General features: G+C 66.6%; 10 protein-coding genes. 4 read left to right on the top strand and 6 right to left on the bottom strand.

Features of this window, described 5'->3' with window-relative positions:
- Nucleotides 1–6: 6 nt before the first annotated feature.
- Complete coding sequence (locus ABIB38_RS10890; protein ID WP_429203783.1) at nt 7–1,548, bottom strand: sigma-54-dependent transcriptional regulator; 1,542 nt, start codon at nt 1,546–1,548, stop codon at nt 7–9.
- A 222-nt stretch (nt 1,549–1,770) separates the two neighbouring features.
- Between ABIB38_RS10890 and ABIB38_RS10885 the strand changes: the two genes are divergently transcribed.
- The 4 genes from ABIB38_RS10885 (at nt 1,771) to ABIB38_RS10870 (ending at nt 6,175) form a co-directional block, all read left to right on the top strand.
- On the top strand, nt 1,771–2,478 hold the full coding sequence (locus tag ABIB38_RS10885; protein ID WP_429203782.1) for a PhzF family phenazine biosynthesis protein: 708 nt from the start codon (nt 1,771–1,773) through the stop codon (nt 2,476–2,478).
- A 138-nt stretch (nt 2,479–2,616) separates the two neighbouring features.
- Nucleotides 2,617–5,013: a TonB-dependent receptor plug domain-containing protein gene (locus tag ABIB38_RS10880; protein ID WP_429203781.1), complete on the top strand. Its 2,397-nt coding sequence runs from the start codon at nt 2,617–2,619 to the stop codon at nt 5,011–5,013.
- A 126-nt stretch (nt 5,014–5,139) separates the two neighbouring features.
- A complete protein-coding gene (locus ABIB38_RS10875) occupies nt 5,140–5,943 on the top strand; it encodes a hypothetical protein (protein WP_429203780.1) in 804 nt (267 codons plus the stop codon).
- An 82-nt stretch (nt 5,944–6,025) separates the two neighbouring features.
- On the top strand, nt 6,026–6,175 hold the full coding sequence (locus tag ABIB38_RS10870; protein WP_429203779.1) for a hypothetical protein: 150 nt from the start codon (nt 6,026–6,028) through the stop codon (nt 6,173–6,175).
- A 208-nt stretch (nt 6,176–6,383) separates the two neighbouring features.
- Here ABIB38_RS10870 and ABIB38_RS10865 read toward each other — a convergent pair whose 3' ends face one another.
- The 5 genes from ABIB38_RS10865 to ABIB38_RS10845 form a co-directional block, all read right to left on the bottom strand.
- Nucleotides 6,384–7,514 carry a branched-chain amino acid ABC transporter substrate-binding protein gene (locus ABIB38_RS10865; protein ID WP_429203778.1) on the bottom strand — a complete coding sequence of 377 codons (1,131 nt, stop codon included), beginning with the start codon at nt 7,512–7,514 and terminating at the stop codon, nt 6,384–6,386.
- Nucleotides 7,515–7,616: 102 nt separating this feature from the next.
- Entirely contained in the window at nt 7,617–8,966 is a 1,350-nt protein-coding gene (locus ABIB38_RS10860) for an ATP-binding protein (protein ID WP_429203777.1), read from the bottom strand.
- Nucleotides 8,963–9,625, bottom strand: a complete 663-nt coding sequence (locus ABIB38_RS10855) for a response regulator (protein ID WP_429203776.1) — start codon at nt 9,623–9,625, stop codon at nt 8,963–8,965. Before ABIB38_RS10855 ends, ABIB38_RS10860 begins: the two co-directional genes overlap by 4 nt.
- A gap of 48 nt (nt 9,626–9,673) precedes the next feature.
- The gene (locus ABIB38_RS10850; protein ID WP_429203775.1) at nt 9,674–11,203 is read right to left on the bottom strand and encodes a Do family serine endopeptidase; all 1,530 of its coding nucleotides are present in this window, start codon (nt 11,201–11,203) and stop codon (nt 9,674–9,676) included.
- A gap of 268 nt (nt 11,204–11,471) precedes the next feature.
- Nucleotides 11,472–11,942, bottom strand: coding sequence for an Hsp20 family protein (locus ABIB38_RS10845; protein ID WP_429203774.1), 471 nt, complete (start codon nt 11,940–11,942; stop codon nt 11,472–11,474).
- Nucleotides 11,943–12,031: the final 89 nt, after the last annotated feature.

Here is a 12,031-nt window from a genome sequence, read left to right as displayed (position 1 = left end):
TAAAATTCAGGCAACCTTATCAAGTCCCAGCAACACCACATGACGCCTCAGCGACTCCGCCGGCGTCATGAGCCTTGATGCACACCGCCTGAGATCACCCTCACAGGCCATCCAGGCCGCACGAATCTCTTCCTCCGCAACATTGGCAGGAAAACGAATCCGAGGGTGAGCCTCCAGCAATTTATAGACTGTAGGCCGTGAAATCCCCAGCATCTTAGAAGCCGTCAGAATCTGCCATTGACTCTTCTCCATCGCCTCCACAACATCGTCATCGCTCAACTCAGACACCTTGCGGCGCACCGGCGTCGAAGGAGCAGCAGGAGAAGCCGCAGCATTGGTACCAGCAAGACCAACCGCCTGCACTACCGCAGGCATCCCCACCGCCTGCTCCAACACCGGCACATTCCCCGCCTGCAAATCCAGCGCCACCCGCCGCATCGCATGCGCCAGTTGCCGCACATTCCCCGGCCAGTCCCCATTGAACACTTGGCTCAGCAACTCGAACGGCAGATTCCACCCCACCCCCGGCGCCTCGGCCTCCAGAAAATGCCGCATCAATACGCCCAGATCCTCGCGCCGCTCACGTAACGCCGGCACCCGAATCACGAACGCCTCGAGCCGCCGCCGCAAGGCCTGGTTGAATCCACCCTCCCCCAGATCCTGGTCGGTCGCCGCCACGATCCGCGCATTCGACCGCGCATCCGCGCCCGCCCCGAGCGGCCGATACTCGCCACTCTCGAGCACGCGGAGCAGCATGGCCTGCACCGACGCCGGCGTATCCCCGACCTCGTCCAGGAACAGGGTGCCATCCTCGGCCTCGGCAAACCACCCGCGCCGGCTACCCGTCGCCCCGGTGTATGCCCCCTTGACCGCACCAAAGAGTTCCACCGCCGCCAGCGACTCGGTCAAGGTCGCCATATTGATCGCGACAAACCGCCCGTTTCGACGCCCGCTCAGCGCATGAATCGCCTGCGCCGCCACCTCTTTACCGCTGCCGGTCTCGCCCAGCAGCAGCACCGGCATGCTGGTTCCCGCCACCTGCGCGATCGCCTCGCGCATCTTGATCGCTCCGTTGCCCACGCCGATCAAGCCGGGCACATTCGCCACCCGCGGCAGGCTGCGCATCAGGTGCAGGCACACGAAGATCTGGCTCCCGAGCCCGATCACGATGCCGCGCTCGAGCTCACTTGCCGTGAAACGGTCGATTCCGTTCGACGGCCGGCCATTGAGTTCCAGCCCCATCTTTCCGCGCACGTGCTCGATCTGGATGCCGCCCTCGGCAACGAAGCGGATGTGCACCGGCTCGCGCGTGATCGAACGCTCGCCCAGCGGCGTGCCTTCATGCCCCGCGCCGGGACGTACGGACAGCGGCGCGAACAGCGGCGCAAACCGGTTCAGCGCGATCGCGCCGCCCGCGGCCGGGCCGAGCATCTGTTCGCCGATGCGTTCTCGCTGCGGATGCCACAGAATCGTGATGCCCAGCACCGGCGCCGATGCGAAGTCCTCTGCCATGCCATAGCTGGTCAGTGTTGCGTCGGGATCGCTCACGCTCCTCCACTCACGAAGTTGGCGCCGAGACAATCGAAATACTCTTGAAACATGGGCAAAGTCAGCACAATCCGCCTGATGAAAGATACACACAAATTCTAACCGATCGGAACGCTTCAGCGGCCTCGCGAAACCCGGCACATTGTCGTTTCTGGTCAGCCCGAAGCGGCCAATCCGGCTATGATCCGGCCTCGACCGCCCGGCCCGACAAGAAGGAGCCCCATGCACGTCCACACCCTGCGCTGCTTCGCCGCCACCGCCAACGCGGGCAACCCCGCCATCGTCATCGAAGACGATCCGTCGCAGCCGGATGCACGCCAGGCCTTCGCGCGGGAGCGCAACACCACCTGCGTCTGGATCGATCCGCCGCAGGACGACGGCATGGCGGCCATCGTCGACTTCTACTATCCGCACACGCGCAGCCCCCTGTGCCTGCACGCCACGCTGGCCGCGGCCGCGCGGCTGTTCGCTCGGCCAGGCGCGAATCCACCATTGACGGTGACGACCGCCATGCACGGCCAAGCGCTCGCACTGAGCCGCGAAGCAGAACACCTGTTCGTGCGCCTTGCGCCGCAGGTCGCCTCGGTCGGCAGCCCGAAACTGCTGGTGCGGGTGCGCGACCCGGCCACCCTGCACGCGCTGGCGCCCAACCTGGAAGCGATCGTGCAGTGGGGCACGGAGAACGGTGTGAATGGCCTGTACGCCTATGCAGGCGATGCGGATGCAAAGGTCTTCGAAGGCCGCAACTTCAACCACCTCGACCCACGCCTCGAAGACAGCGCCACCGGCGTCGCGGCGGGCGCCCTCACCGTCCTGCTGGGCCACGCACTGACCGTGCGCCAGGGCCGCGCGACCGGACACGATTGCCTGATCCGCACCCGGACCGAAGCCGGCGCCGTGCTGGTCGGCGGTCTCGTGGAGACGACTTGACGCGCCGAATTGCCTCGCTTTGCCATCACTCGGCTAAATAAACTATAGCTATAGCAATATACCGTTGCGTTATTGATACATTGCGATGGTTACTGTGGAAACAATTGAGTAATATCCGAATTTCCTTCGGAGAAGAATGTGATTAAACTCAAAATAATGTCTGGTTCGGTGCTGTTTGCTTTATATGGTAGCGCTGCCCTGCTGTCCCTCGTCCCTGCCGTCGCCCACGCACAGACCGCGCCAAGCGTCGCCAGCGGCGCGGTGATCCCCAGCGTCAGCGTGGTCGGCTCGCGCCGCGTCGGCGCCGCATCGAGCACCGACACCCCGGTCGCCATCGACTTCATCCCGATGACGAAGGCCGCCGAACAAAGCGGCCAGTTCGACCTGGCCCAGGTGCTGTCCAACCTGTCGCCCTCGTTCAACTCCACCCGCCAGACCGGCGCCGATGGCGCCGACCTGATCGACTCGGCCGCCCTGCGCGGCCTGGGTTCGGACCAGACCCTGGTGCTGGTCAACGGCAAGCGCCGCCACACGGTGGCGCTGGTGAACCTGTTCGGCGCGCGCAACCGCGGCAATACCGGCACCGACATGAACGCGATTCCCGTGATGGCGATCCGCGAAGTGCAGGTGCTGCGCGACGGCGCCGCCGCCCAATACGGCTCGGACGCGATCGCCGGCGTGATCAACATCGACCTCAAACGCAGCCTGGGCTGCGAATCGGTGCTCGGCTACGGCCAGTACACCGCGGGCGACGGCGAGAACTGGCTGGCCTCGGCCTATTGCGGCGTGGCGGTGGCCGGCGGCGTGCTGGGCATCACCGGCGAATACTACGACCGCGGCCGCTCCAACCGCTCCGAAGCCGGCAACCCGCGCATCATCGGCGACACCAAGTCCGAGAACCAGACCGTCTACCTGAACGGCGAATTCCCGACCGGTCCCGGCAAGCTGTATTTCACGGCCGGCGCGCAAAAGCGCGATGCTTCCTCCGCCGCCTGGGCGCGCGAAGGCCTGGGTTCCGAAGACATCCCGTCGCGTAACTCGGCCGCGATGTACCCGGACGGCTTCGTCCCCTTCATCGGCGGCGACGTCGACGACCGCTGGGGCACCGTCGGCTACCGCTGGGCGGTCGGCGAATGGAATGCCGACGTTTCGCAGACCTATGGCTACAACCGCCTGAAGTACGACATCGACAACACGCTCAACGCCTCGATCGCCAACCGCGATTTGATCAACGGCGGCCCGGGCGTCAGCGCCAGCCGCTTCTACGCCGGCGGCTTCTCGTTCCAGCAGTCGACCACCAACCTCGACATCAGCCGTTTCTACGACGGCGTACTGAAGGGCATGAACGTGGCCTTCGGCCTCGAGCACCGCCGCGAGAACTACAAGATCTTCGCCGGCGAGACCGGTTCGTGGATCGACGCCGACGGCGTGGGCGAAGGGGGCAACGCCGGCAGCCAGGGCTTCCCGGGCTTCCAGCCGGGCGACGAGACCGACAGCGACCGCCACAGCAACGCCGCCTACCTCGACATCGAGCTCGATGCGACGGACCGCCTCAAGCTGCAGGCCGCGCTGCGCCACGAACGCTATTCGGACTTCGGCTCGACCACCACCGGCAAGCTGGCCGGCGCATACCGCGTGACGCCGAACGTGCTGCTGCGCGGCTCGGCCAGCACGGGCTTCCGCGCGCCGTCGCTGCAGCAGGTGTACTTCTCGTCGACCTTCACCGACTTCGTCGGCGGCCAGCCGCTCGACGTGGTGCTGGCGCCGAACGGCGGCCGGGTGGCCAACGCCGCCGGCATCCCGCAATTGAAGGACGAGGAATCGAAGAGCTATACCCTGGGCCTGACCTGGTCGCCGACCGGCGCCACGTCGCTCACGGCCGACCTGTACCGCATCGACATCGACGACCGCATCGTGCTGTCGGGCCGCTTCGACGCCGACAACTACCCGGCGCTGGGCGCCACCCTGCAGCAGCTGGGCGTGGGCCAGGCGCAGTTCTTCGTCAACTCGGTCGACACCAAGACGCAAGGCCTGGACCTGACCGTGTCCAACCGCGCCAAGGTGGGATCGGGCAACCTCACCACCTTCCTGGCCATGAACTTCAGCAAGACCGAAGTGCAGCGCGTGAAGGCGCCGGCGGCACTGGCTGGTTTCGAGGACGTGCTGCTGTCCGAGCGCGAACGCCTGTTCATCGAAGAAGGCGCGCCGCGCCGCAAGGCCACGCTGGGCCTCGACTGGACGCAGGGCCAGCTCGAGACCTCGCTGCGCGTGATCCACTTCGGCCCGCAGACCCTGGGCACCTTCTCGGGCCCGCCGGTGCCGAACCACCACTATGAGGCGAAGACCTCGGCCGACCTGTCGTTCACCTGGGCCTTCACCGAGAAGACCCGCCTGACCGTCGGCGGCACCAATATCTTCGACGTCAAGCCAACCAGCCAGGATCCGAACGAGACCGACAACGGCTTCAAGTACGAGAGCGTGCAGTTCGGCCTGAACGGCGCGGCGATGTTCGCGCGCCTGGCGCACAAGTTCTGATCGCTCGTTTCAGGCAGGCGTAGCGCAACGGCCCGCGGTCATCGCGGGCCGTTTTCATTTGGAACGGTCCACCGCTCGGCCGGCGGGCGAGCTATCATGCTTTTCTTTTGATGCCGTAAGGAAGACATGCAAAAACTGATCGCCGAACTGATGCGGCTTTATCTTCCCGCCGACGCGCCACCGGCCGACGTGTTGACCCTGCACGTGCTCGGCCAGCAGAACGTGCCGATCAGCCTGACGGGCGGCGACGGCCAGACGCGCGCCATGATGATCCCTTTTCGCCGGGCCAAGGGCCTCGAGGGCGACGCCCATTGGCTGCGGCTATGCGAGGTCGCCAACGCGCTGCAGGAAACGCTCGGCCTGCCCGCTCCTGCGGTGAGCATCTCGGGCGGCGACGCCTATTACCTGTGGCTGTCGCTGGCGGAGCCGGTGCCGGCCGACCGGGCCCAGACTTTCCTCGAACGCCTGCGCGACGCCTGTTTTCCCGAGATCGAACTGGACACCGACGCCGTGCGCGCCCCGATCGCGCTGCCGCCCTGCCTGCATCCGCGCACCGGCAAATGGGCGGCGTTCATCCATCCGGGCATGGGCGCCTCGTTCGCCGACGAGCCGGGGCTGGACATGGCGCCGCCGCCGCTGGGCCAGGCCGCCTTTCTCGAACGGCTGGAAAGCATCGGCAAGGAACAGTTCGAGCAGGTTTTCCAGGCGCTGGAACCGGCACCACAACCAGCGCCGCAACCGGCGCCCGCGCATGTGCCGGCGCATGCGCCCATGGTGGCCGCCGCGCCGGCACTTCCGGCAGCGCCACTCGCGCCAACGCCAGGCCTGCTGCTCAAGGATGCGACGCTCGAAGACATCGTCCGTCACCTGCATGCGATGCACATCGAACCGACGTTCCGCCACCTGATTCCAGCGCCGCAGCGCGACTGACGGTGCGCGCCAGCGGGACGCCGTCCGATCGGCCGTCATGCGACACTGGCCACCCTGAATCTTGCATGTGAAGGAGCGCCCCATGACGACAGACCAGCAAACGCCGGACCAGCCATCGACCGTCCAGCCGGCCGATACCGATGGACTGAAGCACAAGAAACCCGAAGAGTTGACGCCGGAAGAACTGCGCCTGATGGCCGATACGATGCCCGGAGAAGGACCGGGAGACTGAGGCTCGGCGAGGCCTCGTAGCGTGCCGGAATACTTGGGTTCCCGCCTACGCGGGAACGACGTATGGCTGCGGTGAGCAGAAGTTACTCTTGTGGCCCGCTGCCCCGACACGTCGTTCCCGCGCAGGCGGGAACCCAAGTTCCATCATCCCTGCCGCGCAGGCGGGAACCTGAGTTCCATCACCCCTGCCGCGCAAGCGGCAGCGCTTGTTACTTGGTCACGGTCAGCAGCGAACGCTTGCCGCCCTTGAAGGTATACAGCGTGATCGCGCCGTCGCGGATGTCGCCGCGCTGGTCGAACGCGATCGGGCCGGTCACGCCCTGGTACTGGATCTTCGCCAGCACTGGCAAATACCTGGCCGGTGCCGACGAACCGGCCTTCACCATCGCCTCGGCCATGGCCAGCGTCGCGTCGTAGGCATACGGCGCATTGATCTGCACGTCGATCCCGAAACGCTTCTTGTAGTCGGCGCGGAACTTGTCCATGCCGGCCTTGGCGTCGCCCTGCACGCCGCCCGCTTCCGCGCACACCACCTGGCCATCGACCATGGTGCCGCCCGACAGCTTGAAGATCTCGTCCGAGCAGATGCCGTCGCCGCCCATCATGCGCACGTTCATGCCCAGCTGCTTCATCTGGCGCAGCATCGGGCCGGCGGTCGCGTTCATGCCGCCGAAGAACACCAGATCGGGCTTGGTGGCGCGGATGCGGGTGACGATGGCGGAAAAGTCGGTCGCCTTGTCGTTGGTGAATTCGCGCGCGACGACGCTGCCGCCGGCTTTTTGCAGGCTGCGCGAGAATTCGGTCGCCAGGCCCTGGCCATAGGCGGTGCGGTCGTCCACCACCGCCACCCGCTTCACCTTCATCGTGCCGGTGGCGTAGCGGCCCAGGGCCTGGCCCAGCTGCACGTCGTTGGCGATCACGCGAAAGGCCGTGTTGAAGCCTTGCTGGGTGTATTTCGGGCTGGTGCTCGAGTGCGAGATCTGCGGGATGCCCGCGGTGTGATAAATCTTGGAGGCCGGGATCGTGGTGCCCGAGGTCTGGTGACCGATCACGCCATTCACCCTGGCGTCGACCAGCTTCTGCGCCACGCTCGTGGCCTGCTTCGGATCGGCCGCGTCGTCCTCGGCCACCAGCTGGAAGGTGACCTTCTTGCCGCCGATCGTCACGCCGCGCGCGTTGAGCGCCTCGATCGCCATGCGCGCGCCGTTCTCGGTGTCCTTGCCGAAATAGGCCACCGGGCCGGTCAATCCCGCCACGTGGGCGATCCGCACCACTTCCTGGCTCGAGGCCACGCCGGCCAACGTCGACAGCACGGCTGCCATGATTATCTTCTTGTTCATCGATTCCTCATCCATTGCAATGCGGGCCAAGGCCATGCCCGGCCCGCGGAACCGATCATTCTACCGCGAGCGGGCGCGGCGCGTGTCACGCCGATGCAAGAGCTAGACAGCGGCGGCGGCCGGCGCCTTGAACGTGACGACCGCCTTCAGCCCGCCAAGGCGCGTCGATGCGTCCAGCGCCAGCGTCGCGCCGTGGCGCTCGGCGATCGCCTTGATGATGGCCAGGCCCAGGCCGCTGCCGGCGGCATCGCTGCCGGCCACGCGGTAGAAGCGGTCGAACACGCGCTCGCGCTCTTCCGGCGGGATGCCCGGCCCGCTGTCCTCGACCTGCACCACGATCTGTTGCCCATCGTGCTGGACCGAGATGTCGACCATACCGCCCTCGGGCGTGTACTTGACCGCATTGTCCACCAGGTTGCGCAGCAAAATCTGCAGCGCGTCGGGCTGGCCCTCCACGGTGGCCGGGTCGGCCTGCTGCACGCCCAGGTCGACGCCCTTGGCGGCGGCCACGCCGGCCAGGTCGGCCACAGTGCGGCGCGCCAGGTCGGCCAGGTCGACCGGGCGGGCGACCGCGCCCTCGGCGGCGGTGGCCTCTTGCCGCGCCAGCACCAGGAGCTGCTCGACCAGGCGCGTGGCGCGGTCGATGCCGGCGGTCAGGCGCCCCACCGCGACGCGGCGCGCTTCCGGATTGTCGGCGCGGTCCAGGCTCTGCGCCTGCAGGCGCAGCGCGGCCAGCGGCGTGCGCAGCTCGTGCGCGGCGTCGGCCACGAAGTGCTGCTGGGCCTCGAAGGCGGTCTTGACGCGGCCGAACAGCAGGTTCAGCTCCTGCACCAGCGGGCGCACCTCGTCGGGCAAGCCGGTATCCGACACCGGAGACAGGTCGTCGGCCTGGCGCGCGGCCACCTGCGAGCGCACCCGCGCCACCGGCTGCAGCGAGCCGCTCACGACCCACCACACCACCAGCATCAGGATCGGCATCATGACCGCGATCGGGCCCAGGGTGCGCAGGGCGAGATTGCCGGCCATGTTGCGGCGCACGGCCAGGTCTTGCGCGACCTGCACGGTCTGGTTCGAGGTCTGGATCGAGAACACGCGGTAGGTGGTGCCGTTGGCGCGCACGTTGGAAAAGCCCAGTACCGCGCGCTGCGGCAGGCGCGCGCGCGACACGCTGTGGAACATCTGCACGCCGTCGGGAGACCACATCTGCACCACCATGTCGTCGTTGCCGCTGGCGCTGCTCTCGGCTTCCATGCGCGCGCGCGCCTCGTCGTTCGACAACGGCGTGCCGGAACGCAGCGACAGCGCCATCTGCTGCATGTGGTAGTCGAAGATCTGGTCGGCGTCATGCAGCGCGGTGCGGTAGGCGATCGTCGCCTGCGCCACCGCCGCCAGGGTGATCGCCGCGAGCAGGAACCAGAGCAGGCGCCCGCGCAGCGAGTGCGTCATTTTCATTCCTTGGGCACCATGTAGCCGACGCCGCGCACGTTCTGGATCAGGTCACTGCCCAGTTTCTTGCGCAGGCCGTGGATGTACACTTCGACCGCGTTGCTGGAGACTTCGTCGCGCCAGCTGTACAGTTTTTCTTCGAGCTGGGCGCGCGACAGCACCGCGCCGGGCCGGGCCACCAGCGCCTCGAGCACCGCCCATTCGCGCGCCGACAGCGACACCTGCGTGCCGTCGACCAGCACTTCGCGGGTGGCCGGATTGATGCTGATGTTGCGGTGCTCGAAGATCGGCTCGGCGCGCCCGGCGGCGCGGCGCAGCAGCGCGCGGATGCGCGCCAGCAGCTCGTCGAGGTCGTAGGGCTTGAGGACGTAGTCGTCGGCGCCGGCGTCGAGGCCGGCGATGCGCTGCTGGACCGAGTCGCGCGCGGTGGCGACCAGCACCGGGGTGCGGTCCTTGCGCGTGCGCATCGAGCGCAGCACCTCGAGGCCGTCCTTGCGCGGCAGCCCCAGGTCAAGCAGCACCAGGTCGTAGTTCTGGTTCTGCAGCAGGGCCGTGTCGGCCATTTCGCCGTCCTTGACCCAGTCGACGGCGTAGTGCTCGGCCCTGAGCAGGTCGAGCACCACTTCGCCGATCATCGTATCGTCTTCCACCAGCAATAGCCGCATGTGTTTCCCTAAAAGGTTGGCCGTGCGGGTCGAGGACGCCGTGCTTCCTTACCCGATCCGCACCGGAATGAAGATTTTGTCACCACCGCGCTGGATCAGCAAGGCCACCGACTTGCTGGCCTTGGACACCATGTCGCGCACCTGCTCGACCGTGTTCACTGGCCGGCCGTTGACCGAGATGAGCACGTCGCCCGGCTCGACACCGGCGATCATGGCGGCGCCCGAGGCGTCCTCGATCACCAGGCCGTTGGCGATGCCGCTGCGGCGGCGCTCGCTCGACTCCAGCGGACGCAGGCTCAGGCCCAGCTTGGCGCTGTTGTCGGTCACCTCGGCCAGTTCCTGTTGCTGACCGCGGCGCGGCCTGGCGGCGGCATCGCCCAGCGTCGTATCGACACGCACCAGTTTACCGTCACGCCAGACATCGAGCGCCATCTTGTCGCCCGGCTTGGACAGGGTCATCAGCGCCGGCAGGTCACCCGACGAGACGATGGTCTTGCCGTTGGCGCTGCGGATCACGTCGCCCGGCTTCAGGCCGGCGCGTTCGGCCGGACCGCCGCGTTCGACGCTCAAGACCAGCGCGCCTTCGACCGACTCGAGCTTGAACGAATCGGCGAAGCCCTGGCCGACCTCCTGCACCTGCACGCCCAGCATGGCATGCTGCACCTTGCCGGTGGCGACGATCTGGTCCTTGATGCGCACCGCAAGATCGATCGGGATCGAGAACGACAGGCCCTGGTAGCCGCCGGTCATGCTGTAGATCTGCGAGTTGATGCCGACGACCTCGCCGCGGGTATTGAACAGCGGACCGCCCGAGTTGCCTGGGTTGACGGCGACGTCGGTCTGGATGAACGGCACGGCGGCGTCCGAAATCGTGCGGCCGGTGGCGCTGACCACGCCGGCGGTGACGGTGCTTTCCAGGCCAAACGGCGAACCGATGGCCAGCACCCACTCGCCCACCAGCAGCGACTGCGATTTGCCCAGCGGCGCCACCGGCAGGCCCTTGGCGTCGATCTTGAGCACGGCCACGTCGGTGCGCGGGTCGGAGCCCAGGACCTTGGCGCGGAATTCGCGGCGGTCCTGCAGCTTGACGGTCACTTCGTCGGCGCCTTGCACGACGTGGGCGTTGGTGAGGATGACGCCGTCCGGGCTTACGATGAAGCCCGATCCGGCGCCGAAAACGGGAGTCCCACGATCGCCGCCGCGTTCGCCGCGTGGATCCTGAAACTGTCGGAAAAACTCATAGAAGGGATGGCTCGGGTCGAGGTTCGGCAAGCCGCCGCGACTGGCGGTCTTGGCGCCGCCGACGACGCGGATGTTGACCACCGCCTTGCCCTGCTGGGCGGCGATGCGGGTGAAATCGGGGAGCGCAACGGTCGACGCTGGAGCGCCCGCGGCGGCGGCCGGCGCAGGCGCGGGCGCTGCTGCGACGGCAGGCGCGGCTTGGGCCGCGGCACTGGCGACGGCATTATTGTGATTGACAGCGATGGCACCGACCGCGCCGCCGATGACGCCCGCGGCACCCAGGGCCAGCATGAGGCGTTTGGCAGTGATGGCAGTAACGGCACTTGGGTTCGACATGGTGTGTGCTCCTGGTGAAAATGTGTGAATCGATGTTGAGTATCGATGGACGTATCTTCGCGCAACCGCCTTAGATCCTGCTTAAGTTGACAAGGCGTGGGGCTTAGGCGCGCATTAATGATGAGCGACGGTATTCTCTTCGTTAGCCCCAAATACGTCGTTCCCGCGCAGGCGGGAACCCAAGTTCTGCCCGCGCTATCCAGACGCTTGCAAAATTAGGTTCCCGCCTGCGCGGGAACGACGTGGTTACGCTAACGACAGACCAGGCTTAGGCGGCTTCGCGCTGTTCCAGGGTCTTGACGTTGCCGCCCTCGACGGTGCCGGTCGCGTCGCCGATGGCGATCTTGCGCGGCTTGAGGGCTTCGGGCACTTCGCGCACCAGTTCGATGGTGAGCATGCCGTTGTCGAACGACGCGCTGGTGACCTTCACGTGGTTGGCCAATTGGAAGCGCTGCTCGAAATCGCGCGCGGCGATACCGCGGTGCAGGAAGGTGCGCTGGGTGTCGTCCTTCTGCTTGCGGCCGGTGACGTGCAGGCTGTCACGCTCGGTGATGATCTCGATCTCGTCGCGGCTGAAGCCGGCGAGCGCCATCACGATACGGTATTGGTCTTCGCTCACCAGTTCGATGTTGTAGGGCGGGTAGCTCGGCTGCGCTTCGGCGCGTTGCTCGAGCAGGCTGGCCAGACGATCGAAACCGATGGCGGAACGGTACAGGGGAGTCAGGTCGAAAGTACGCATGATGTCATATCCTTTTGAAAGTTAAGCGATAAGGGACGGAACCTCTGTTGAGCATTCCGTTGGTACCAATCTAATGGCATGCCAAACGA

This window comes from Massilia sp. UYP11, assembly GCF_050434805.1.
In the GTDB taxonomy this organism is placed as follows: Bacteria; Pseudomonadota; Gammaproteobacteria; order Burkholderiales; family Burkholderiaceae_D; genus Telluria.
This window is presented reverse-complemented; position numbering and strand designations above follow the sequence as displayed.